This is a genomic window from Ruegeria sp. BI12, assembly GCF_056537985.1.
This window is the reverse complement of the sequence record NZ_JBQFSL010000004.1, coordinates 161,686-185,991: the sequence shown is the minus strand read 5'-3', so window position 1 is coordinate 185,991 and position 24,306 is coordinate 161,686. Positions and strand designations below refer to the sequence as shown.

Annotated in this window: 22 protein-coding genes; 12 read left to right on the top strand and 10 right to left on the bottom strand. The window is 58.2% G+C overall.

What is annotated here, in order from left to right:
- Positions 1-58: 58 nt before the first annotated feature.
- Genes mreC through ACR0AK_RS22165 form a run of 5 tightly spaced genes read left to right on the top strand, consistent with a single transcriptional unit; the run spans position 59 to position 5,520 of the window.
- Positions 59-961, top strand: a complete 903-nt coding sequence (gene mreC / locus ACR0AK_RS22185) for a rod shape-determining protein MreC (protein ID WP_480795015.1) — start codon at positions 59-61, stop codon at positions 959-961.
- A complete protein-coding gene (locus tag ACR0AK_RS22180) occupies positions 954-1,490 on the top strand; it encodes a rod shape-determining protein MreD (RefSeq protein WP_170562921.1) in 537 nt (178 codons plus the stop codon). Before mreC ends, ACR0AK_RS22180 begins: the two co-directional genes overlap by 8 nt.
- The gene (mrdA, locus tag ACR0AK_RS22175) at positions 1,487-3,436 is read left to right on the top strand and encodes a penicillin-binding protein 2 (RefSeq protein WP_170562918.1); all 1,950 of its coding nucleotides are present in this window, start codon (positions 1,487-1,489) and stop codon (positions 3,434-3,436) included. Before ACR0AK_RS22180 ends, mrdA begins: the two co-directional genes overlap by 4 nt.
- On the top strand, positions 3,433-4,572 hold the full coding sequence (gene rodA / locus ACR0AK_RS22170) for a rod shape-determining protein RodA (protein WP_170562915.1): 1,140 nt from the start codon (positions 3,433-3,435) through the stop codon (positions 4,570-4,572). Before mrdA ends, rodA begins: the two co-directional genes overlap by 4 nt.
- Before the next feature lie 15 nt (positions 4,573-4,587).
- On the top strand, positions 4,588-5,520 hold the full coding sequence (locus ACR0AK_RS22165) for a 2-hydroxyacid dehydrogenase (RefSeq protein WP_480795014.1): 933 nt from the start codon (positions 4,588-4,590) through the stop codon (positions 5,518-5,520).
- A gap of 5 nt (positions 5,521-5,525) precedes the next feature.
- Here the strand turns inward: ACR0AK_RS22165 and ACR0AK_RS22160 are convergent, their stop codons facing one another.
- The 6 genes from ACR0AK_RS22160 to ACR0AK_RS22135 all read right to left on the bottom strand — a co-directional run bounded on the left by ACR0AK_RS22160 (position 5,526) and on the right by ACR0AK_RS22135 (position 12,116).
- Entirely contained in the window at positions 5,526-7,541 is a 2,016-nt protein-coding gene (locus ACR0AK_RS22160) for a M3 family metallopeptidase (RefSeq protein ID WP_480795013.1), read from the bottom strand.
- A 105-nt stretch (positions 7,542-7,646) separates the two neighbouring features.
- Complete coding sequence (locus tag ACR0AK_RS22155) at positions 7,647-8,696, bottom strand: HesA/MoeB/ThiF family protein (RefSeq protein ID WP_480795012.1); 1,050 nt, start codon at positions 8,694-8,696, stop codon at positions 7,647-7,649.
- Positions 8,696-9,151 (bottom strand): dUTP diphosphatase, encoded by a 456-nt coding sequence (gene dut / locus ACR0AK_RS22150; protein ID WP_480795011.1) that lies wholly within the window; start codon positions 9,149-9,151, stop codon positions 8,696-8,698. The genes ACR0AK_RS22155 and dut overlap by 1 nt, the downstream gene beginning before the upstream one ends.
- A 15-nt stretch (positions 9,152-9,166) precedes the next feature.
- Positions 9,167-10,363 carry a bifunctional phosphopantothenoylcysteine decarboxylase/phosphopantothenate--cysteine ligase CoaBC gene (gene coaBC, locus ACR0AK_RS22145; RefSeq protein ID WP_480795010.1) on the bottom strand — a complete coding sequence of 399 codons (1,197 nt, stop codon included), beginning with the start codon at positions 10,361-10,363 and terminating at the stop codon, positions 9,167-9,169.
- Positions 10,364-10,425: 62 nt separating this feature from the next.
- On the bottom strand, positions 10,426-11,241 hold the full coding sequence (locus tag ACR0AK_RS22140) for a ChaN family lipoprotein (protein ID WP_480795009.1): 816 nt from the start codon (positions 11,239-11,241) through the stop codon (positions 10,426-10,428).
- Positions 11,238-12,116 (bottom strand): RNA polymerase factor sigma-32, encoded by an 879-nt coding sequence (locus ACR0AK_RS22135; protein ID WP_480795008.1) that lies wholly within the window; start codon positions 12,114-12,116, stop codon positions 11,238-11,240. Before ACR0AK_RS22135 ends, ACR0AK_RS22140 begins: the two co-directional genes overlap by 4 nt.
- A 100-nt stretch (positions 12,117-12,216) precedes the next feature.
- On the opposite strand from ACR0AK_RS22135, the gene cobU reads away from it, so the two are divergent.
- Genes cobU through ACR0AK_RS22115 form a run of 4 tightly spaced genes read left to right on the top strand, consistent with a single transcriptional unit; the run spans position 12,217 to position 15,816 of the window.
- Positions 12,217-12,738, top strand: a complete 522-nt coding sequence (gene cobU, locus ACR0AK_RS22130) for a bifunctional adenosylcobinamide kinase/adenosylcobinamide-phosphate guanylyltransferase (RefSeq protein WP_170562888.1) — start codon at positions 12,217-12,219, stop codon at positions 12,736-12,738.
- Positions 12,735-13,313: a histidine phosphatase family protein gene (locus tag ACR0AK_RS22125; protein ID WP_480795007.1), complete on the top strand. Its 579-nt coding sequence runs from the start codon at positions 12,735-12,737 to the stop codon at positions 13,311-13,313. The genes cobU and ACR0AK_RS22125 overlap by 4 nt, the downstream gene beginning before the upstream one ends.
- Before the next feature lie 58 nt (positions 13,314-13,371).
- Positions 13,372-14,256: a glutathione S-transferase gene (locus ACR0AK_RS22120; RefSeq protein ID WP_480795006.1), complete on the top strand. Its 885-nt coding sequence runs from the start codon at positions 13,372-13,374 to the stop codon at positions 14,254-14,256.
- Between the two features lie 45 nt (positions 14,257-14,301).
- Positions 14,302-15,816, top strand: coding sequence for a YifB family Mg chelatase-like AAA ATPase (locus tag ACR0AK_RS22115; protein WP_480795005.1), 1,515 nt, complete (start codon positions 14,302-14,304; stop codon positions 15,814-15,816).
- On the opposite strand, the gene gshB is transcribed toward ACR0AK_RS22115, so the two are convergent.
- From gshB to rsmI, 3 genes are all read right to left on the bottom strand, one after another.
- Positions 15,813-16,745, bottom strand: a complete 933-nt coding sequence (gene gshB, locus ACR0AK_RS22110; protein ID WP_480795004.1) for a glutathione synthase — start codon at positions 16,743-16,745, stop codon at positions 15,813-15,815. The genes ACR0AK_RS22115 and gshB overlap by 4 nt on opposite strands.
- Before the next feature lie 61 nt (positions 16,746-16,806).
- The gene (locus ACR0AK_RS22105) at positions 16,807-17,178 is read right to left on the bottom strand and encodes a YraN family protein (RefSeq protein WP_480795003.1); all 372 of its coding nucleotides are present in this window, start codon (positions 17,176-17,178) and stop codon (positions 16,807-16,809) included.
- A 1-nt stretch (position 17,179) separates the two neighbouring features.
- The gene (gene rsmI, locus ACR0AK_RS22100) at positions 17,180-18,037 is read right to left on the bottom strand and encodes a 16S rRNA (cytidine(1402)-2'-O)-methyltransferase (RefSeq protein ID WP_480795002.1); all 858 of its coding nucleotides are present in this window, start codon (positions 18,035-18,037) and stop codon (positions 17,180-17,182) included.
- Positions 18,038-18,125: 88 nt separating this feature from the next.
- Between rsmI and ACR0AK_RS22095 the strand changes: the two genes are divergently transcribed.
- The 3 genes from ACR0AK_RS22095 to murJ are packed head-to-tail and all read left to right on the top strand — an operon-like array spanning position 18,126 to position 23,615.
- Positions 18,126-19,298 carry a penicillin-binding protein activator gene (locus ACR0AK_RS22095; protein WP_170562865.1) on the top strand — a complete coding sequence of 391 codons (1,173 nt, stop codon included), beginning with the start codon at positions 18,126-18,128 and terminating at the stop codon, positions 19,296-19,298.
- Positions 19,258-22,077: a [protein-PII] uridylyltransferase gene (locus tag ACR0AK_RS22090; protein WP_480795001.1), complete on the top strand. Its 2,820-nt coding sequence runs from the start codon at positions 19,258-19,260 to the stop codon at positions 22,075-22,077. Before ACR0AK_RS22095 ends, ACR0AK_RS22090 begins: the two co-directional genes overlap by 41 nt.
- Positions 22,074-23,615 carry a murein biosynthesis integral membrane protein MurJ gene (gene murJ / locus ACR0AK_RS22085; protein WP_480795000.1) on the top strand — a complete coding sequence of 514 codons (1,542 nt, stop codon included), beginning with the start codon at positions 22,074-22,076 and terminating at the stop codon, positions 23,613-23,615. The genes ACR0AK_RS22090 and murJ overlap by 4 nt, the downstream gene beginning before the upstream one ends.
- Here the strand turns inward: murJ and ACR0AK_RS22080 are convergent, their stop codons facing one another.
- The gene (locus tag ACR0AK_RS22080; RefSeq protein ID WP_480794999.1) at positions 23,616-24,302 is read right to left on the bottom strand and encodes a rhomboid family intramembrane serine protease; all 687 of its coding nucleotides are present in this window, start codon (positions 24,300-24,302) and stop codon (positions 23,616-23,618) included.
- Positions 24,303-24,306: the final 4 nt, after the last annotated feature.

Sequence of the window (24,306 nt, the reverse complement as noted above, 5' to 3'; positions counted from 1 at the left end):
GCGCGCACCCTTAACCACATAGGGTAAATTCGGCACGAGCAGCACGGGAAGGAGTCCTGTGGCAAAAGACCGATCACAGCGCGATGAATACACAACCCCCTTGCGCCGCCTGCTGCTGGGGATTGTTGTGTTGTTCCTGTTGGGAATCTTCCTGATCTGGCGGATCGACAGCCCCCGCGTAGAACGGTTTCGCGCACAGGTCGTAGACAGGGTCGTGCCGTCTATGGAATGGGCTATGGTTCCAGTCACCGCCACCGTAAACCTGGTCCGCGACTTCCAAAGCTATCAACGGCTGAGCGACCAGAACCAGGAATTGCGCAGCGAGTTGCGCATCATGCGCGCCTGGAAAGAGGCCGCGTTGCAGCTGGAGCAGGAAAATGCCCGGCTTCTGGACCTGAACAATGTCCGGCTGGATCCTCGCCTGACCTATATCACCGGTGTGGTCATGGCCGACAGCGGCTCACCTTTCCGTCAGTCGGTTCTGCTAAATGTCGGCGAGAGAGATGGGATCAGGGACGGCTGGGCAACAATGGATGGGATCGGCGTGGTCGGCCGCATCTCGGGCGTTGGCCTGGACACAGCGCGCGTTATCCTGATGACGGATGCATCCAGCGCTATACCGGCCACGATCCAACCGTCTGGCCAAACCGCCCTGATCACCGGCGACAACACCCAATCCCCTTCGGTGGAGTTCCTCGAGAACCGCGAACTGGTACGTCCGGGCGATCGCGTTGTGACCTCCGGCGATGGGGGTGTGTTCCCAGGCGGGCTGCTGATCGGACAAATCACCGAAGACCCCGGCGGACGTTTGCGGGTGCGTTTGTCGGCAGATTTCGAACGGCTTGAGTTCCTTCGGGTTTTGAGATTCCATTCGGCCCCTGTGATCTCGGATCCCGGCGGTATCGTGGGTCCACGGCAACCAGAGGCTGCCTTGACCCCGCCGGAGGTCGGCGATGGATAAGCAAACCACGCATCTTTGGATCAAACGCAGTTTGTTTGTATTCTTGGCGGTAGTAATCATGTTTTTGCATCTTCTGCCGTTGAACACGCAGCCGGATCGCTGGCCGTTTCCGGATCTGTTGATCGCGCTTACGTTCGCTTGGGTTCTCCGCAGACCGGAGTACGTTCCCATATTTCTGGTTGCGGCGGTAATGTTGATGGCGGATTTGCTTCTGCAGCGGCCACCGGGCCTTTTGGCCGCGCTTGTGGTCCTGGGAGCCGCTTATCTGCGCTCGGCTGCGTTCGTACTGCGTGATTCCGGGTTTATGGCTGAATGGACAACAGCTGCCGTAGTGATCACTGGAGTTTTTGTTTTGAACCGTGTCATTCTTGCTATTGTATCTGTACAGCAAGCGGCATTGGGTCCTGTGGTGATACAAGTTGTTCTGACAATTGCGGTCTATCCTTTAATCGTTTTTCTCAGCCAAAACATGCTGGGTGTACGGCGGGTATCTGTGTCTGATCCCGGCACAAGAGGGGCCCGGGCATGAAGCAACGCAACCCCAAAGCTCAAGGCTTGGCCTACAAACGCCTACCCCGCCGCGCGTTGATCGTTGGCGGGTTGCAAGCTGCGTTTATCGGCGGGCTGGCCGCTCGAATGCGCTTTATGCAAGTCGATCAGGCCGACGAATACCGCCTGCTGGCCGAAGAAAACCGTATCAACATCCGTTTGATCCCCCCAACGCGCGGACGCATCTATGATCGGAACGGTCAAATCATCGGCCAGAACACGCAGTCCTATCGTATCGTGATGGTCCGCGAGGATGCCGGCGATGTCGACAAAGTTATCGCCAAGCTTTCAGACCTTATCCCGCTAACTCAGGAAGAGATTGATCGCGCCAAGACTGAAATGCGCCGGTCTGCTCCGTTCCTGCCTGTCACCCTGGCCGATCAGGTCACGTGGGAAGACATATCCAAAGTCGCAGTCAACGCGCCCGCCCTTCCCGGCGTTACGCCCGAAGTCGGAATGGCTCGTCAGTATCCCCGATACGAGGATTTCGCCCATGTTGTCGGCTATGTAGGGCCGGTCAGTGACTATGACCTCAGCCAGATCACAGACCCCGAGCCAGTATTGCGAATTCCGCGTTTCCAGATCGGCAAGGTCGGACTGGAATCCAAGCAGGAAATCACATTGCGCGGCAAAGCGGGCGCAAAGCGTGTCGAGGTCAACGCCACAGGTCGTGTCATGCGCGAACTTGACCGGCAAGAAGGCGAGGCCGGGGCTGATCTGCAGCTGTCCGTAGATGCGGACCTGCAGCAATACGCCCAAGCGCGCCTAGCCGGTGAAAGCGCCGCCGCGGTCGTCATCGACTGTGAAACCGGCGATATCCGGGCCATAAGTTCTGCACCCAGTTTCGATCCGAACCTTTTTGTGCGCGGGATTTCGGTTGGGGATTACCGGACACTCACTGAAGACAAATACCGCCCGCTGGCAAACAAAACGGTTCAGGGCACTTATCCGCCCGGTTCAACCTTCAAGATGATCACCGCGCTAGCCGCGCTTGAAGCTGGAGTTGTTGGCCCCGGCAACACCGTCTATTGCCCTGGCCACCTGAAGGTCGGAAGCCGCCGTTTCCACTGCTGGAAACGTGGCGGACATGGGACAGTGGATCTTAATTTGTCACTGAAACGCAGCTGCGATGTCTATTACTACGATGTCGCGGTGCGCACCGGCATCGACAAAATCTCGGACATGGCGCGCAAGTTCGGGCTGGGCGTAAAACACGACATCCCGATGTCAGCAGTTGCAGCTGGTTTAGCCCCCAATCAGGCATGGAAAGAGCGGGTCCACGGTGAGGGTTGGCTGGTGGGCGACACCGCGAATGCCTCGATCGGGCAAGGGTTCATGCTGGCCTCCCCCCTGCAGCTTGCAGTTATGACGGCAAGGATCGCCACTGGCCGGGCCGTGAAGCCGCGTTTGGTGCGATCCGTCAACGGCATCGAAGAACCATCTGGCGCGGGTGAGCCGCTAGACGTAAATCCGTTCAATCTGGAACAGGTGCGCAAAGCGATGTTCTCGGTGTCAAACGACAGGGGTGGCACCGCCTATCGCAGCCGGATAATCGAAGACGAATTCCGCATGGCCGGCAAAACCGGAACCAGTCAGGTACGCAACATTACCAAGGCGGAACGCGCAGCTGGCGTGATCCGCAACGAAGACCTGCCATGGGAACGGCGCGACCACGCGTTGTTCGTCAGCTTTGCGCCCTATGACAACCCGAAATACGCGGTTGCAGTGGTGGTGGAACATGGCGGCGGCGGATCCAAAGCAGCGGCTCCTGTCGCACGGGACATCATGTTGCAGGCGTTGTACAACGGTACCCCGCCGCTGGAAGCGTACCCGGTAGCAGATCGTGAGCGCATCAAGGAACAACAAAAACGGCTGGAGGGCGACCGCCGCCCCAAAGCGCGACCCGATGAAAAGGACCGCGCATGAGCTATCTCGAGTACGCCGTCAAATCCACACCAACGGGGTTTCGCAAGTTCCTCTACATGAACTGGCCGCTGACGCTGTTGCTGATCAGTGTAGCCAGCGCCGGGTTTCTGATGCTGTACTCGGTTGCGGGCGGATCCTGGATGCCTTGGGCCGAGCCGCAGATTGAACGGTTCGGACTGGGACTGACAGTTATGTTCATCATCGCGCTGGTACCAATCTGGTTCTGGCGCAACATGTCGGTTGTGGCCTATCTTGGCGCGATCGTTCTTCTGGTATTCGTGGAACTTTTTGGCACCATCGGCATGGGTGCGCAACGTTGGATCGACCTTGGATTCATGCGGCTGCAACCTTCCGAAGTCATGAAAGTGGCGCTGGTTATGGTGCTGGCGGCATATTACGACTGGCTACCCTCTCACAAAACATCGCGCCCGCTCTGGGTTTTGATTCCGGTCGTCCTGATCCTGATCCCCACGGCAATGGTCCTGAAGCAACCCGATCTGGGCACTTCGATCCTTTTGCTGGCAGCGGGCGGTGGCCTGATGTTTCTGGCAGGTGTTCACTGGGCCTATTTCGCCGCCGTTATCGCAGCGGTAGTCGGCCTGATTGCCACCGTGTTCAACAGCAGGGGCACCGAATGGCAGCTTCTCAAGGACTACCAGTTCCGTCGAATAGACACCTTTCTTGATCCGTCAACCGATCCACTTGGGGCTGGTTATCACATCACGCAGTCCAAAATCGCGCTGGGGTCGGGTGGCTGGAACGGCCGCGGATTCATGCAAGGAACGCAATCGCGCCTGAACTTTCTGCCCGAAAAACACACCGACTTCATCTTTACCACGCTGGCCGAGGAATTCGGCTTTGTCGGCGGCATTACTCTGCTGACCCTTTATGCCCTGATCATCATTTTTTGCATGGTCACTGCTTTGGCGACCAAAGACCGGTTCTCATCGCTGGTCACCTTGGGCGTCGCTCTGAACTTTTTCCTGTTCTTCGCGGTCAACATGTCAATGGTCATGGGCCTTGCCCCGGTTGTGGGTGTGCCACTACCGATGGTCAGCTACGGAGGGTCCGCCATGCTGGTTCTAATGGCCGCCTTCGGCATTGTTCAAAGCGCGCATATTCACCGCCCCCGCTAAATTGAAAGGCCCCTCATGCCCGTAAACGTCCTGTTTTCCGCGCGCCCAGAACAATGGCCGGTGTATGAACCTCTACTTACAAAAGGGCTGTCGCAGGCCGATCTGGACTTCCGTCTGACAACTGAGTTTGAGCCTGATCAGGTCGACTACGTCGTTTATGCACCAACAAGCGGGCTGCTGGATTTTTCACCCTACACACGATTGAAGGCGGTTCTGAGCCTTTGGGCAGGAGTTGAGAAAATTGCGGGCAATGAAACGCTGACCGTTCCGCTGGCGCGAATGGTTGACCACGGGCTAAAGCACGGCATGACGGAATGGGTCGTCGGTCAGGTGCTGCGCTATCATCTGGGCATGGACCGCTATATCACGGTGCAGGACGGTGTCTGGACACCTGACGCCCCGCCGCTCGCCAGCGAGCGGAATGTGTGTGTGCTGGGCCTTGGTGCATTAGGAGAAGCCGCCGCAACGGCGCTGGCCGCGCTGAATTTCAAAGTCACGGGTTGGAGCAGAACCGCAAAGGACATCCCCGGCGTGACCTGCCTGCACGGCACTGACGGCTTGCGTACCGCCTTATCTAGTGCCGAGATCGTGGTTCTATTGTTGCCCGATACCCCGGCGACGGTGAATGCATTGAATGCGGACACTCTGGCCTTGCTGCCCATGGGCGCGCGGATCATCAACCCCGGGCGCGGACCATTGATCGACGACGATGCGCTGCTGGCCGCGTTGGATTCGGGGCACATTAGCCACGCCACGCTAGACGTGTTTCGCGTGGAACCCCTGCCGTCAGAACACCCCTACTGGGCGCATCCCAACGTGACGGTCACGCCGCATATCGCGTCGGAAACCCGCCCGGCGACCGCAGCTCAGGTGATCTGTGAGAACATTATCCGAGGCGAGGAAGGAAAGCCCTTCCTGCATCTCGTTGACCGCCACCTGGGCTACTGATCCGGTCAGGCCGCGACTAGCCCGCGGCCTTTCAACAGCGCTTCAACCCCTGGTAAACGTCCGCGGAACGCAAGATACAGGTCTTCGGCTTCGCGGGACCCGCCTGTGGATAAAATATTGTCCTCTAGGGCTTTTGCCCGTTCCGCATCAAAGGCTCCGCCGGCTTCTTCGAATGCAGCAAATGCGTCTGCATCCATGACCTCGGACCACATGTAGCTGTAGTAGCCAGAACTATAGCCGTCGCCCGCGAAGACATGCGCAAAATGCGGTGTCGCATGGCGCATACCAATGGCTTTTGGCATTCCGATACCGGCCAGTACCTCGGCCTGTTTTGCCATCGGGTCAGATGGTGCTGCGCCCTCATGGAACGCGAGATCAACCAGTGCCGAGGCCACGTATTCCACGGTCTGGAACCCTTGATCGAAATTCGCCGCCTTTAATACCTTGTCCAGCATGTCTTGAGGCATCGGCTCACCGGTTTCAGCATGGGTCGCAAATTCCGCCAGGACCTCGGGTACCTCCAGCCAGTGTTCATAGAGCTGACTGGGAAGTTCTACGAAATCACGTGCAACGCTGGTACCTGAGATGCTTTCGTAGGTCACGTTGGACAACATCTGATGTAAGGCATGGCCAAACTCGTGGAATAGCGTGCGCGCATCGTCATACGACAGCAGCGCGGGGTCACCTTTGGCGAAATTGCAGACGTTGATCACGATTGGGGCCTGTTCCTTGGGGAACTTTGCCTGACCCCGCATGGCGCTGCACCATGCGCCCGATCGCTTGGACCCACGCGCAAAGTAATCGCCAATGAAAACCGCAATATGCTGCCCGTCGCGCGTCACGTCCCAAGCCCTGCAATCAAGGTGATAAAGCGGCACGTCCAGCGTGGTGAACTCTAACCCGAATAGCCTGTTAGCACAGGCAAAGGCAGCCTCGATCATGCGATCAAGTTGCAGGTAAGGTTTAAGCGCTGCCTCATCCAAATCATGTTCGGCCTTGCGGCGTTTTTCGGCGTAGTAGCGCCAGTCCCAAGCCTCGAGCGGACCATTCACGCCATCCTCCTGCATCATGGTGGTCAGGATTTCTGCATCCGCGTCCGCCCGCTTTTTTGCCGGTTCCCAAACCTGCATCAACAGATCGCGAACACGGTCTGGCGTTCGGGCCATTTCGGTTTCCAGCTTGTAGTCCGCGAAACTGGAATAGCCCAAAAGCTTGGCCCGCTCTTCGCGTAAGCTCAGGATCTCGGCCGCAATCTCGCGGTTGTCCGTGTCGCCGCCTTTGGCCCCTCGTGCTGTCCAAGCGCGGTACGCTTTCTCTCGCAGATCGCGGCGGGGTGAGAATTGCAGAAACGGAACGATCAGCGACCGGGACAGAGTGACGACAGGTCCATCAGCCCCCTTCTCATTCCCGGCAGCCCGTGCCGTATCCACAACGAATTCCGGCAACCCTTCCAAATCATCTTCGGACAAGTCCATTGACCATTCCCGTTCGTCCGCCAGAAGGTTTTGTGTGAACGAAGTCCCCAGCGAGGCAAGGCGCGACTTGATCTCTTGCATGCGGGTGTCATCGTCGCCATCCAATGCGGCACCTGCACGCACGAAACCACGATGCGTCAACATCAGAACGCGGGCTTGTTCATCGGTCAGCTTCAACTGATCCTTGCGCGCCCACAGGTCCGCAACCCGCTGAAACAGTGCTTTGTTCGAAGAAATCCCTGAAAAATGCGCCGACAGTTTGGGCGAAAATGCACGCTGCAGCTCTTCCCGCGCCGGGTTGCTGTCAGCCCCTGCAACCGTGAAAAAGACAGACAATACCTTGTCCATCTGCTCTCCGGCCGCTTCAAGTGCCTCGATTGTATTGGCAAAACTGGCTGGTTCGGGGTTGTTTGCAATCGCGTCGATCTGCGCGTTATGGGCTGCCATCGCCGGTTCCAAAGCAGGCGCGAAATCGTCATCCGAAATCCGGGCGAATGGCGCGATTTCAAATGGGGTGGTCCAGTCGGACAGGATCGGATTGGTCATGCGGATCTCCTTTGCTGGTCAAGCTAGGGAGGCGGGGTGGAATGGTCCAGAGGCGGTGCCTGCAATACATCGAAATTCTACTGCAATACTGGCGCGACGATTGCCCTACGCGTCTTCTTCTCCGCAAATGGGGCAATCCGAACGTGGCATCAGGGTAATCTTGCGGCTTTCGCCATAAAGTGCGTCATAAATCAGCATTTCTGCGCGCAGCGCCTGCCCGGCGCCCGTGATTACCTTGATCGCCTCAACCGCCATCATCGAGCCCAAAACGCCGGGCAGCGGGCCAATGACACCAGCCTCGGCACAAGATGGGGCCAAGCCAGGGGCCGGGGCCTCGGGGAAGATACACTGATAACACGGGGCACCGTTGGCCGGGTCAAAGACGCTTAGCTGACCTTCCCATTGTGACAGAGCACCCGAAATCAGCGGCTTACCCAGCGCCACCGCAGTACGATTGGCCAAATAGCGCGTTTCGAAATTGTCGGTCCCGTCGAGGATCAGGTCAAAATCGTCGAACAGGTCCGCTGCGATTTCATCGGTCAGGCGGCGATGGTAAGGCAGTACAACGACGTTTGGGTTCTGAGCCTGCATGGCCTGCTGGGCAGAGAAAACTTTAGGCATCCCGATATCAGCGTCGCGATGGATCACCTGCCGCTGCAGATTGGCGTTTTCAACAATATCGTCGTCGATCACACCGATCGTACCCACACCGGCCGCGGCAAGGTATTGCAAAGCAGGTGCGCCAAGCCCACCCGCACCGACAACCAGAATGCGGGCCTGTTTCATCTTTTTTTGCCCCGGCCCACCAAGTTCACGCAGGACGATATGGCGTGCATAGCGTTCCAGTTCGGTCTCAGAGAACTTGTCTGATGGCATCGCGGTTTCCTCGGCTGACTGTGGCGCAGCGCGATTGCGCAGCGCATTAAGCACCCTGCCGTAAATCAGAACCAGAACCACCGTACCAGCCAGGATCAACCACAAGGCCGCGGACCCGCCGGTTGCCTCACGCAGCGGGTGCCCGTCCGGTAAGGTCAACTGAATGACCAGTACCCCTATCAACAAAACACCGACCGATACGGATCGGGCAGTTCGGGACACGCCGGCCATATACCCAATGCCCCACAGACCGGCAGCAAGGATAAGAACCAGAAACATCAGCCGCGTCCGGTCGAGCCGAAACCGCCGGCACCGCGATCTGTATCGCTGAGCGCTTCAACAGCTTCAAACGTCGCCTGCATGACAGGAGCAACAACCAATTGCGCGATGCGTTCGCCATGCGCAATCTCAAAGCTTTCCTGGCCCGCATTTAGCAATATTACACCTAACGGACCACGATAGTCGCTGTCGATCGTGCCGGGCGTGTTGGGCAAGGTGATCCCGTGTTTCAATGCAAGGCCGGATCGGGGTCGAACCTGCACTTCGTACCCGTTCGGAATTTCGATCCGCAACCCGGTGGGAACCAAGGCACGCTGCCCCGGCTTCAGCGTGATCGGCGCACCATCGGGCAGGTTCGCCCGGACGTCCGCCCCCGCCGCTCCGGTCGTTTCATAAGAGGGCAAAGCGATGGCCGGATCAGCCCCGTCTTCGCGGATCACACGAATTGCTACCATCACTGCACCTCTTGTTTAGCTTGTCAAAGCGTCGGCGATCTTTTGCGCCAAACGTTGCGCCACGGCATCCTTGTCCATACGCGGCCATTCTTCTGCCCCATCGTCCGAGATCAGGGTAACCGCGTTTTCCGAGCCCCCCATGATGCCGGTCGCCGGGCTGACATCATTGGCGACGATCCAATCACAGCCTTTTCGCTCACGTTTTGCGGTGGCGTGTTCCAGCACGTTGTCGGTTTCTGCGGCAAAACCAACCACCAGAGACGGCCGACCTGCATCCAGCCGCGACACGCGTTTGAGGATATCCGGGTTCTCGGCAAACTCCAGCACCGGCAGACCATCGCGGCTTTTCTTCAATTTCTTGTCCGAGGCCGTCGCCATGCGCCAGTCCGCAACTGCAGCTGCAAAGACACCCGCGTCCACTGGCATTGCAGCATCCACTGCATCAGACATCTGCTGAGCGGTTTCCACGCGGATCACTTGCACACCATCGGGCGGCGGAACATCGGCAGGGCCGCTGACAAAAACCACGTCTGCGCCCAGCGCAGATAACGCCCGTGCCACCGCAGTACCTTGCGCGCCGGACGATCGATTTGCGATGTAGCGCACCGGGTCAATTGGTTCATGGGTCGGGCCCGAAGTGACCAGAACACGCTTGCCCTTAAGAGGGCCGTCACCAAGCTGTGCCTCGACTGCGGACACAATTTCCAGCGGTTCAGACATGCGGCCTGGACCGTATTCGCCACAGGCCATGTCACCCTCATTGGGGCCGACAAAGCGTATGCCATCTGCCTGCAATTGCTTGAGGTTGCGTTGTGTCGAGGGATGGTCCCACATCCGGACATTCATCGCCGGCGCACACAAAACCGGAGTATCCGTCGCCATCAGCAAGGTCGAAGCCAGATCGTTGGCCAAACCTGCAGCCATCTTTCCCATCATATCCGCCGTGGCCGGTGCGACTACGATCAGATCAGCGGACCGCGACAGTTGGATATGGCCCATCTCGGCCTCATCGGTCAGGTCAAACAGGTCGCGGTATACCTTCTCTCCGGCGAGTGCCGAGACCGACAGCGGGGTTACAAACTCTTCTGCCGCGCCAGTCAGAACCGGTGTCACTGAGGCACCGCGCTCTTTCAGTCGCCGGATCAGATCCAGCGACTTGTAGGCCGCGATCCCTGCGCCGATGATCAAAAGAATGCGTTTCGATGCCAGCATGTTGTGCCCTTCCCGTACCGGTCGGCCCGACATTAGGGAAGGCCAACGGACAGTTCCAGCGGTTAATTCTGTGTCTGAAAAGCCAGACAGGGGTCTTCACGCTCAATGCCGGGGCTGTCGATAACTGCGTCAAACACACCGTCAACAACACCATCCTCGGACTGGCCCAACACGAAAACCTTCAAGCCGGGGCGCAGACGTGACAAAAAAGTTGGGATGCCCCTGTCCTTGCGAGCGTGACCATTGCCAGTGATCACGGCAACGGGACCGCCGGTATCATCCACCGCTTGCAGTATGGCTCTGGTCAGAACCGCGTCCCGCAGCCTCTGAATTGCAACCAATTGCGGCAAAGCGTTCTCGGGTATCGCATTGCAATGAGCCACCAATTGATCGGCTTCGCGCGCCGCCTGTTCATCCCTTGGCAGTGGGACAGTCAGACCGTAGCGCGCGGCATCTGCGCCCAACGCTGTGGCCGCGCCGCGTTCCATGGCTGCTCGCGCCGCCGCGCGGGGAACCATCGCACCATACACCGGCGCGTCCGACGCCTGAAATACCGGATAATACATGCTAAGGGGCGGCCAGCCGGATTCGAGCCACTTCAAAATCCTGGCAAGCTCCTCTGGATCAGAGACGGCCTTATCCGCCAATCTCTGAGCACCTTCTTCAGTCACCATTTCCCAGACAACCGCCGAGGGATTGATTGCCTTCAACGCCTCGGCCTGAACAATGTGGTGCTGCGGGTTGTCGTGAATTTCACCCAATATGACGACGTCCGCTGAAGTCATCGCGGACACAACGTCGTCAGGTATCAGGTCATCGGCATGGCCAGGGTTGGCCATAACCACCAGTGCACAAAGCAGAATCGCAAGATGTTTCATGCGATGAAGTGTTGCACCTCACGCGATTGAGCTTCAAGGTTCTTGCGCATTTTCACAAAAGCGGCAGCCTCAAGCTGACGCACGCGCTCCTTTGACAAACTCAGTTCCTGCCCAAGGCTTTCCAGCGTGCGGGCAGGTTCGCGCAGCTTGCGTTCGCGGACAATGAACCTTTCGCGATCGTTCAATGCCTGCATTGCCGTCACCAGCCATTCACGCAATTGCTCAGTATCGTGACTGTTTTCGACCGCCTCTGCAGCTTGTTCGCGCTCATCTTCCAGCGCATCTATCCATTCCCGGCCGTCTTCATCAGCCGATTGAACGGCATTCAACGAAAAATCGGAACCGGACAAACGGCCTTCCATCATTTCCACGTCTCGCAACGGAACGCCTATCTCTGCGGCAATCATCTGATGCAATTGATGACGGTCCAGATCCATACCCTCGGTCGCGGCCTCCCGCTCCAGCCGGGCTTGCACACGTCGCATGTTGAAGAACAGTGATTTTTGCGAAGATGTGGATCCGGTGCGAACCATGGACCAATTGCGCATCACGTAGTCCTGAATGCTCGCCTTGATCCACCAGACCGCGTAGGTCGAAAACCGCACGCCCCGATCGGGATCAAACTTGTCGGCGGCCTTCATCAAGCCCAGACCCGCCTCTTGGATGAGGTCATTCATCGGCGCGCCATAGCGTTTGAACTTGGCCGCCATTGAAATAGCCAGACGCATATAGGCTGTGATCAACCGGTGAAGGGCCTGTTCATCACGGTTATCCCGCCACGCATATGCCAACTTCAGTTCTGTTTCCGCATCCAGAAGTTCAGCTTTCATTGCCCTCCGGGACATCGAGAAGTCGTTCGCATTGTCCAGTGCCATTGAAATCTCCCCTTTTCACAGGCGCGGGCCGGGGTTGCTTTGCCGACCTATGAACGATACGCAAAACAAAACCGGGTGGATCACATGGAAGGTAATTATCGTGAGTCCGGATTTAACCTTTGTGTTGGGCGGCGCGGCCTCGGGCAAGTCGGCTTTTGCCGAACATCTTGTTGTTTCATCAGGAAAAAAGAGAGTTTACCTTGCGACATCACAAGTGTTTGATGATGAGATGCGAGGTAAGGTTCAGCGCCATATTTCTCAACGGGGCGAAGGCTGGAAGACGATCGAGGCACCGTTTGACCTTGGCCCGACATTGGCGGATTTGTCCCCAAACTCTGTTTGTCTGATCGACTGCGCCACCATGTGGCTGACTAATCACTTGCTTGCGGAAAACGATCTGGAACAGGCGCAAAGCGCGCTCTTGCAGTCCCTACGGTTATGTTCCTCACAGGTCGTAATCGTCTCGAACGAGGTTGGACACGGGATCGTCCCGGACAATGCGCTATCCCGCCGATTCCGCGAGGCGCAGGGGCGGTTGAACATCGCGTTGGCCGCCGAGGCCGACCTGGTGGTGCAGGTCACGGCCGGCTTGCCAATGGTTTTGAAGGGACAACTGGATTGACACGTCTGCATCTCGTGCGTCACGGCCCAACTCATGCCAAAACGATGGTCGGTTGGTCCGACCTTCCCGCCGATCTAAGCGATCGGGCAGCCGTTGCCCGCTTGCATGACCACCTACCCGCCACGGCACTTGTTGTTTCTTCTGATCTGAGCCGGGCCGCAGATACCGCCTCAGCCATACAGGGCAACCGCCAGCGCCTACCGCATCGACCCGCGCTGCGCGAAATCAATTTCGGCACGTGGGAGCTGCGTGCTTTCAAAGAGATCGAGGCCGAAGACCCCGAGCTTGCATTCGCATATTGGGACAACCCCGGCGACGTACGTCCCCCAAACGGGGAAAGCTGGAACGAGGTTCGCGGACGCGTCAACGCAGCCGTTGACGAACTGATCGCGCGCCACAGCGGGTGCGATATCGTGGTCGTGGCGCATTTTGGCGTGATCCTGACACAGGTCCAAAGGGCGCTGGACGTCGACGCGCAAGAAGCCTTTAGCCATCGCATCGACAACCTTTCGGTTACCGACATCACGCACAACGGAAAACACTGGTCCGTTGGGCGGATCAATCATCTTCCGTGATGCAACCGCGCACAAATCACTGATTTACTGAACGGGTCTGCCACGCCATCCTTGCCGCATGACTTATGATTTGTTTATCGGAGACCGCTTGTTTTCCAGCTGGTCTATGCGTGGTTGGCTGATGCTGGAAAAGTTCGGTCTGCCCTATCGTTCCCATATGATCGGCCTTTATTCGGACACCATGGCCGAGGATATGAAACCTCTCGCCCCTGCCCGCCTTGTCCCTGCCCTGCGATTGCCTGACGGCACCGTGGTTGGGGAAAGTCTGGCGATGGCGGAAACGCTGGCCGAGTTGCATCCGGAAGCCGGGTTGTGGCCCGAAGATCCTGCCGCGCGCGCCACCGCGCGATGGCTTTGCGCGGAAATGGTAGCTGGATTTGGCGCATTGCGCGGGCAGTGTCCGATGCAACTCAAACAGTGTTGGCAAGGGTTCGTTCCCTCGTCTGAGACGCGCACCGATCTGGCAAGGATCGAGACCTTGTGGGCTCATGCCCGTGATGTGTCAGGCGCGGATGCCGGTCCTTTGTTCGGTCGCTATTCGCTGGCTGATGTGTTCTACACACCAGTCGCGGCGCGGATCATCGGCTACGGCTTGCCCGTGTCTGATGCCAGTCGCGAATACTGTCTTGAGTTGCTGTCAGATGGACCTGTCCGCCAATGGCGTGCGATGGGACTGACGGTCGAATACGACCCATTTCCCTACCCAATGGATTTGCAATCAGAACCTTGGCCAATCGGCGGCACGTCGCAGGCAAAGGCGGTGGATGGCACGACGTCAATCAATGAAACCTGCCCCTATTCCGGCAAAGCCATTACTGCAGTTCTTGAACTCGACGGCCAACGCTGGGGGTTCTGTAATTCGTTCTGCCGGGACAAAACTGTCGCTGATCCCGGAGCCTGGCCAAAATTCACCGAAATGACCCGCACCGTTAACGATTCTTAAACCGCCACTGTGGCAGCAACGACCTGTTAACCAAAAAGGTCATTCATGGTTGCCCGCGCCTATACCGTTGCTTTTCAAGGGGTTGATGCCCGCCCGGTCGAGGTGCAATGCGCCGTCTCGCCGGGATTGCCCGCCTTTTCCATCGTAGGATTGCCCGACAAAGCTGTGTCCGAAGCGCGGGACCGCGTCCGCAGCGCGTTAAGTTCCATGGCCATCGCATTGCCGTCGAAACGGATCACGATCAACCTGTCACCCGCCGACCTGCCCAAGGAAGGCAGCCATTTCGACCTGCCCATCGCGGTCGCGCTGCTATCCGCGTTAGAGATCATTCCTCGGGACGCCGCCGAAGGATCGGTGTCGCTGGGCGAATTGTCTCTGGACGGCTCTCTGGTACCTGTTGTCGGCGCCCTGCCTGCCGCTATGACCGCAGCAGCAGAGGATCGCGCATTGCTTTGCCCGCGCGCGTCCAGCGCCGAGGCCGCGTGGGTCGACGCAACTCAGGTGATCGGGGCGGGATCGCTGGGTGATGTCGTTCGACATTTTTCCGGCCAGTCGCCTTTGCCCGCCGCCCAGCCCGGCGAAGTCAAGCTTGAACCCAGCGTGCGGGATTTGCGTGACGTAAAAGGGCAAGAACGCGCAAAGCGTGCCTTAGAGATTGCCGCAGCGGGCCGGCACCACCTGATCATGACCGGCACACCGGGCTCAGGCAAATCCATGCTGGCCGCGCGGTTGCCCGGAATATTGCCCCCGCTCACACCGGCCGAAACGTTGGAGACGTCGATGATTCAATCGCTTTGCGGGCTTTTGGACGAAGGTGGGATCAGCCGCAGCCGCCCGTTCCGCGAACCGCATCACACGGCGTCGATGGCCGCAATCGTTGGTGGCGGCAGAGGAGCCAAACCCGGCGAGATATCACTGGCCCATAACGGGGTTCTGTTCATGGACGAGTTCCCCGAGTTTCCTCGCACTGTTCTTGAGACCTTGCGCCAGCCGATCGAAACCGGAGAAGTCATGGTCGCACGGGCAAACGCGCACGTGAAATACCCCTGCCGTTTCATGCTCGTGGCCGCGGCCAACCCCTGTAAATGCGGATACCTGACCGACCCCGGTCGCGCCTGTTCGCGAGCGCCGGTTTGCGGTGAGGATTATCTGAGCCGAATCTCCGGACCACTGATGGATCGGTTCGATTTAAGAATCGAAGTGCCTCCGGTTGGGTTCACCGATCTAGATTTGCCGCCCTCGGGCGACGGTTCGGCCACCGTAGCTGCGCGGGTTGAACAGGCCCGCTCTATTCAGGCAGAGCGGTTTCGCGATATGCCGTCCACCCGTCAGAACGCAGACGTCGAGGGCAAGTTGCTGGACGAAATAGCGGCGCCGGATGCCGAAGGGAAAGAACTGCTGCTAAAGGCCGCCGAACGGCTTGGCCTTTCCGCCCGCGCCTTTCACCGCATCCTGCGCGTGGCACGCACCATCGCTGATCTGGACGGCGCACCGGATGTCCGACGCCCCCATATTGCCGAAGCGCTGAGCTTCCGCATCAGCGCCAAGGCCACGCTTTAGAGTTTGGCCTCGATCGCCTGCCAAATTTTCTCGGCGATGTTCACGCCGTTGAATCGTTCCAGTTCCTGAATGCCGGTTGGCGAGGTCACGTTGATTTCCGTCAGGTAGTCGCCGATCACGTCGATCCCGACGAATATTTGACCCTTTTCTTTCAGCAACGGACCAATCGCGGCGCAGATTTCCAGATCGCGCTCAGACAGGCCGATTTTTTCAGGCCGTCCGCCCACATGCATGTTCGAACGTGTTTCGCCTGCAGCGGGTACCCGGTTGATCGCGCCTACGGCTTCACCGTCGACCAGAATAACGCGTTTGTCGCCATTGCTGACATCGGGCAGGAACTTCTGCACGATTAGTGGCTCGCGCGAAAATCCGGTAAACAGCTCGTGCAATGATGTCAGGTTGCGGTCATTTGCGTCCAGCCGGAACACACCGGCACCACCATTGCCGTAGAGCGGTTTCAGGATGACGTCGCCGTGCTTTTCTTTGAACGCCTTGATGGTCGTTAGGTCACGCGCAATCGTTGTTGGTGGCGTCAGGTCAGGGAAATCCAGAACCAGCAGCTTTTCAGGATAGTTCCGCACCCAGAACGGATCATTCACAACCAACACCTGGCCCTTAAGACGGTCCAGCAAGTGGGTCGATGTGATGTAATGCATGTCAAACGGCGGGTCCTGACGCAGCCAGATCACGTCAAACTCGGCCAGGTCCACTTCACGTTCCGGGCCGAGTTCCGCCGGATTATCTTCCACGCGCTGAACTTTCATGTCCTGACCGCGCGCGGTGATCCGCCCCTCTTGATAGGCCAGCTGATCCGGGCTGTAGAAAAACAGAGTATGTCCGCGCGCCTGCGCTTCTTCCGCCAGACGGAATGAGCTGTCGGCATTGATGTCCACGGCCCCGATCGGGTCCATCTGAAAGGCGATTTTCATGGCGTGTCCCTCAGTTTCACGCCAGATACATGGCCCAGCCACGCCGGGGGTTCAATGGTGATCACGCCAAACCAAAAGCGTTTTCGATAATTTGAACGGCGCCCGACGCATCAACCAAAGCCGCGTCAAACCGAACATTCGTCAGTTGTCCGCTGGGCTCAGTTTCCAGATATTGGGCCGCAGATGCGCAGATACGATCCATCTGACGCCGATTGATCCGGGCTGCAGCCGCATCGAAACTGGTGCTTTTCTTAACCTCGACAAAAACAATCCCGTCCGAGTTGCGCGCAATCAGATCAATTTCCCCGCCGGCGCCACGCCAGCGGCGGTGGGCAACAGAAAATCCATGCCGTTCGTATTCTGCTGCAACCTGCTGTTCCGCCGCTTGCCCGGCATGATATGACACAGAACTTCGAACGGATCGTGCAGCCATTTCATCCCTTTCCCAGCTTCAGAGCCTTCTGATAGATCGGGCGCCGCGGCAGTTTGTACATTTCTGATACCAAATCAGCCGCGTCCCGAACCGAGTGGATTTCCAAGGCTCGTTTCAATGCCTCTTCTATGTCGGATTCGTTAACAGTTTCCGAATGGCCGCGATCCACGAGCAGCACGATTTCACCTTTGACCGTCTGACCTTGCAGGTCTGTCGCCAGTTCTTCCAGCGACCCGCGACGAACTTCTTCGAATTTCTTAGTGAGTTCCCGGCACATAGCAGCCTGACGATTTCCGCCCAGAACATCAGCAAGGTCAGACAGACACGCCGCCACGCGCTTTGGCGACTCGTAAAAAACCAAAGTACCCGGTACGTCCCGCAACGCCTCGATCCGTGAGCGGCGCGCGCCTTTTGCATTGGGCAGGAACCCCGCAAAGAAAAACGCGTCCGTCGGCAATCCCGCAAGGGTCAATGCCATTAGCGCAGCAGACGGTCCGGGCGCGCAGGTCACCGTGTGGCCGGCTTCTGCTGCTTGTCGCCCCAGGTCGTAACCGGGATCAGCGATCAGTGGCATACCAGCTTCGGACGCATAAGCCACAGACTTCCCGTCTTGCAGAGAATCAAGGATTTTCCCCCGCGCACCTGCGCCGCTGTGATCGTGATAGGCTAGGATCCGACGTCCTTCCAGCGGGACTCCGTGAATTTCCATTAACCGGCGCAAGCTGCGCGTGTCTTCGGCGGCGATGACATCCGCCGAAGCGAGCACATCCAGCGCTCTAAGCGTGATATCGCGCGCCGCCCCGATCGGAGTGGCAACAAAATACAGGCCAGCGCCCAATCTTACTTTTTGGAAATTCAAAGCTGGACCCTCACAGCGTGACGTTTATTATCGCGGCATAACAGATTGGTGGTACCCCAAGCCGCCGGGACAGGGAGTTTTCATTTAGATGTTTACCGTTTGCAAGCCCGTTCGCAAGCTGGCGAAATCCGCCGCGATCCTGGCAACCGCCGCATTCCTCGCCGCGTGTGAGCCCGGAGGTCTTGGCGGAGGCCCGTCGATCAATACATCCAAACCCGTACCGGTCGCGCTGTTGGTTCCGGCAGGATCGGGGAATTCCGGTGACGCGCAACTGGCGCGAAGCCTTGAAAACGCTGCGCGCCTTGCAATGGCAGACTTGCAAAACGTGCAGATTGATCTGCGTGTTTACGACACGCGGGGCAGCTCGAACACGGCAGCGACGGTGGCGCAACAGGCCGTCGCAGACGGGGCAAAGATAATCATTGGCCCGGTTTACGCACAGGCAGCAAACTCGGCCGGATTGGCGGTGCTGAACAATCAGGTCAACGTCCTGTCCTTCTCAAACAATACCAGTATCGCGGGTGGCAATGTCTTTGTTCTAGGTCCGACCTTTCAGAACACGGCAAACCGTTTGGTTAACTTCGCCGGATCCCAAGGCAAGAACAGCATGGTCATTGTCCACAGCAACGACTCAGCCGGGCAGCTGGGACAGTCGGCTATCGCAACGGCGCTTGCCAGCAGCCGCGTAGCGAACGCAGGTACGGTTGGTTATGACCGGTCTCAGCAAGGCGTCATCAATTCAGTTCCCACAATCAAGGCGACGGTAGATGCAGCAGGTGCAGATTCCGTGTTTCTGACAGCGACGACGGCTGGCGCATTGCCGCTGTATTCCCAATTGCTGCCCGAAGCAGGTGTATCGCCATCCACCACCCAGTTCATTGGCTTGACGCGCTGGGATATTCCGGCTCAGACGCTGGAACTGCCCGGCGTACAAGGCGGTTGGTTCGCTCTGCCCGATCCGGCAAAGGCGCAGGCCTATCGCCAGCGGTATAACAACACCTATGGCGAGGCCCCCCATCCGATCAGCGGCTTGGCCTATGATGGGATCGCGGCAATTGCAGCACTGGTTAGTCAGGGTAAATCAGATGCGCTGACCGCCTCGGCCCTGACTCAGAACGCAGGGTTCCAAGGTGTTGGCGGCATCTTCCGCTTGCGGCCCAACGGTACGAACGAACGCGGTCTGGCCGTTGCCACGATCCAGAACAAACAGGTAGTAGTGATTGACTCCGCCCCTCAAAGCTTCTCAGGCGCCGGTTTCTGATCAGCCAGAGCTGACGCTCACCCCTCAAGGTGAGCTGATTTGCCCGGCCGATGAAATTTTCGACAGTACCGCCGTCATGGCCCAACTGTCCGAAGCCTTTAATAGTATTCAGGACAATGCCGCACGGCGCAATGAAACCGTGCGCATCCTGCGTGATGCCCAAAAGGCTGGGCGCAAGACCATTGCAGAGGCCTTCGCCGAACGCCCCTTCGACGCCAGACCTTTGACCCGGTCCTATACCTATCTGACCGACGGCCTTGTCTGTACCGCCATGCAGGTGGCCAGCGTGCACTTGCATCCTTTGGCAACGCCAACGCAGGGCGAAAGGATCGCGGTTCTGGCCGTAGGCGGATACGGGCGGGGTGAAATGGCTCCGGCCTCAGACGTCGATCTGCTGTTCCTGACCCCGTACAAGATCACCGCCTGGGCCGAGAGTGTCATCGAGTCCATGCTCTACATGCTTTGGGATCTACGCCTGAAGGTTGGCCATTCATCCCGAACGATCAAGGATTGCCTGCGTCTGGGCACAGAAGATTTCACAATCCGCACCGCCATGCTGGAGCAGCGTTACCTGGCTGGCGACGCGGCCCTTGCCCAAGAGCTTGATAATCGTCTGAAAACCGAACTCTTCAAAGGCAGCGAACGTCAGTTCATCGAGGCCAAGCTGCAGGAACGGGATGAGCGTCACCACAAACAGGGTGAACGCTATATGGTCGAGCCCAATGTCAAAGAAGGCAAGGGCGGGCTGCGCGACCTGCAGTCTCTCTACTGGATCGCCAAGTACATCTATGGCGTTCAGGACGTGGCCGAACTGGTTCCCCTGGGTCTTTTTACACCCGAAGAGTTCAACACCTTTGTTGAGGCTGAACAGTTTCTTTGGGCCGTCCGATCGCATCTGCATCTGGTGACAGGGCGCGCCACAGAGCAACTGACCTTCGACCTGCAGGTCGAGGTGGCCGACCGCATGGGCTATGAGGATCGTGCAGGGCGTCGGGCGGTTGAAGTTTTCATGCAGCGTTACTTCCGAGAGGCAACGCGTGTCGGTGAGTTGACCCGGATTTTCCTGACCAAGCTCGAAGCCTCGCACGTGAAAGGCGCGGCCTTACTGGAGCGCATCTTTCGGCGCAGGCCGCGTGTAAAATCGGGATACAAGGTGGTTCACGGACGCCTGGATGTGGCGGACTCCAAGAAATTTCTTGCAGACAAACTAAACCTGCTGCGTTTGTTCGACGAAGGTTTGCGTACGGGTATGCTAATCCACCCGGATGCAATGCGGCTTGTGACTGCCAATCTGCAACTTATCGATGACGACATGCGCCAAAACAAAGAGGCGCAACGCATTTTTCTGGACCTGATGCTGAAGCACGGCAACCCGGAACGCGCCCTGCGCCGCATGAACGAATTGGGCGTATTGTCGGCCTTTCTGCCAGAGTTTGAGCACATCGTGGCGATGATGCAGTTCAACATGTATCACAGCTATACCGTGGACGAACATACGATCCAGACCATCGTCAATCTGGCCCAGATTGAACGCGGTGAATTGGTCGAGTCTCTGCCGTTGGCCTCGTCGATTCTGAAACGCGGAGTTAATCGCAAGGTTCTATTCGTCGCGTTGCTGCTGCATGACATCGCCAAGGGGCGGCCCGAAGATCACTCGATCCTTGGCGCTCAGATCGCGCGCAAGGTGGCGCCGCGTTTAGGCCTGAGCAAATCCGACTCGGAGACCGTAGAATGGCTGGTACGGTATCACTTGCTGATGTCGGATATGGCACAGAAACGCGACATCTCGGATCCACGTACAGTCCGTGACTTTGCCAAAGCGGTGAAGACGGTCAAACGGTTGGATCTACTCACGGTTCTTACCGTTTGTGACATTCGCGGCGTTGGGCCCAACACCTGGAACAACTGGAAGGCAACTCTGCTGCGCGCTTTGCACACAGAAACCAAACGGGCGCTGGAAACCGGCATGGAGGACCTGAACCGGGCCAACCGCGGGGCCGAGGCCAAAAAGGCGTTGCGCGCGGCACTCAGCGACTGGTCCAAGGCCGACCTGAAGGGGGAAACCGGACGGCACTATGCGCCGTATTGGCAGGGTTTGAACCTGTCCACGCATGTTGAGTTTGCGAAAATGCTGCGCGCGCTGGAACACAGTGGCGACCCCGGTGCGATGGAAATTCACCTGCACCCGGATGACGACCGCGACGCCACTCGCGCCTGTTTTGCAATGGCAGACCACCCGGGGATTTTCGCCCGCATCGCCGGTGCGCTTGCTTTGGTAGGGGCTAACGTGGTCGACGCCCGGAGCTATACGACAAAGGACGGATTCGTCACCGATGCCTTCTGGATACAGGATGCCGAAGGTCATCCTTTTGAAGCAAGCCGCCTGCCGCGATTGACGCAAATGATCCACAAGACGCTCAAGGGTGAAGTGATCGCGCGGGACGCATTGAAATCGCGCGACAAGATCAAGAAACGCGAACGCGCCTTCAACGTGCCGACCCATATAATCTTCGACAACGACGGGTCCGAGATCTACACGATCATCGAGGTTGATACCCGTGACCGTCCTGGCCTGCTGTATGACCTGACAAGGACGCTGGCCGCCGCCAACGTTTATATCGCCAATGCGGTCATTGCGACCTACGGCGAACAGGTTGTCGATACCTTCTATGTCAAGGACATGTTCGGCCTGAAATACCACTCGGAAAGCAAACAACGCGGCCTTGAAACCAAGCTGCGCACAGCCATCACCGAAGGTGCGGAGCGCGCAATTTCATGAAACAAATCCGATTGTTTTCAGGACTGTTCACAGTCGGATTCTGGACACTCGCCAGCCGGATCTTGGGATTTCTACGAGAGATTCTGCTAACAGCTTTCATTGGGCCGGGTCCAGTGATGGACGCCTTTGTTGCCGCCTTTCGCCTGCCCAACATGTTCCGACGGTTTTTTGCCGAAGGTGCCTTCAACGCCGCCTTTGTACCGATGTTTTCGAAACGCCTGGAGGGCGAGGAAAACGCCCAAAGCTTTGCGCAGGATGCCTTCAACCTGTTGGCCGTAGCCGTACTGGCGCTGGTTGGGCTGGCGATGGTTTTCATGCCCGGGCTTGTCTGGCTCACTGCTGAAGGGTTCTACGGCGACGAACGGTTCGATCTGGCCGTTGACTATGGCTATGTCGTTTTTCCCTACATCCTGTTTATGTCTCTGGCGGCGCTGTTTTCCGGCGTTTTGAATGCCACCGGGCGGTTCGCTGCCGCTGCCGCAGCTCCGGTGTTGCTAAACATTTTTGCCTGTACCGCCCTGATCGCAGGCGCCCTGTCCGGGGGTGAGGTGATCCGATGGCTGATCGCAGTGATCCCGCTGGCCGGGGTCGCGCAACTCGCGCTCGTCTGGGTTGCGACGGAACGCGCAGGCATTCGAATTCGCCCCGGTAAACCCAAACTCAGCCCGGAAATGCGGCACATGGTGCGCATTGCCGTTCCCGCCGCTTTGGCGATGGGTGTTACGCAGGTCAATCTGGTGGTTGGTCAGCTTGTTGCCTCTAAAACTGAAAAGGCCGTCAGCTGGCTGTTCGCAGCCGACCGGTTGTATCAGCTGCCTTTGGGAGTGGTCGGCATCGCGGTTGGGATCGTGCTGCTGCCGGACTTGTCCCGTCGCCTGCGTGCAGGCGACAAGGACGGTGCCCGCAATGCATATTCCCGCGCCGGCGAGTTCACGTTGCTGCTGACCCTGCCGTCGACGGTGGCCTTTATGATCATCCCCATTCCTCTGGTGTCGGTCCTTTTCGAACGCGGTCAGTTCGGCCCTGAAGACACCGCGGCAACGGCACTGGCCGTGGCGATTTACGGGATCGGCCTGCCCGCCTTCATGCTACAGAAGCTTTTGCAACCACTGTTCTTCGCCCGCGAGGACACGAAATCCCCTTTCCGGTATGCGGTGGTTGCGATGGTTGTTAATGCCGGGCTGGCTTTCGGCCTGTTTCCATTTCTTGGGTGGATCGCACCAGCTATCGCAGCATCGGCGGCGGGCTGGGCAATGGTTGCGCTGCTGGCCATCGGCGCGCGCCGTTTCGGTGATGAGGCGCGGTTTGACGATCGGTTCAAACGGCGCGCCTGGCGCATCGTCGCGGCATCGCTGGGTATGGGCGTTGTGCTTTTCGCCGCCCTTTACCTCTTTGGCTGGGTATTCCAAATTCCGGGATGGCGCTATGCGGCGTTGCTTGCACTAATCGTCGTGGCCGCAACTGCGTACTTCTTCCTTGGGCACCTACTCAAAGCGTTCGAGGTGTCCGAATTCAGAAAAGCGCTACGCCGGTCCTGATTATTCTCGACGGATACGTCCCACGATCCGCGCCCATCCGCCGGGAGCCAAAAAAAACGACAAACCGAATCCGGTTGCAAATCCGCCTAGGTCTGCGACCCAATCCGACGTACCGCCAAACAAAAGCCCGAACACCAGCTGGATGCCCATCAAGACCGCGATAAGGCTGAATGCCCGGGACTGGTTCTCGCCGACCAGAGACAGCTTGCGCCACAGTAACCACGTGAACGCACCAATCAGCCCATAGACCGGAGGGAACCCTCCGACCAGTGGGTATTTTGGGTTCAGCAGTAGCGCATAGATCAACGCACCGCCAACCCCAGACACAACGAAAATGATCAGCATCTGCAGGCCACCGAACACTTCGGCCACCATTTTGCCCATAGCCAGAACGAAGACGCTGACAAAAACCGCCTGGGTAAAACTGCCCGAGACGAACGGATAGGTCACGAAACGGATCACGTGTTCAAACGGCCAGCGCCCGTTCTCGATCATCCAGTGAAAGATGTCCGGGGAAAATGAATAGCTCTGCAAGGCATCCAGGCGCCAACCCACTGCGCCAGGTCCTCCGACCAGGCCGCGCGAACCCAGCGTAAACGCCAATTCGATCCCCATGATAAACAACACCAACGCCACCACGACCGGCGGCAAGGGGTTCACGGCGGGTGTATAATGCTCACTGCTCATTGGG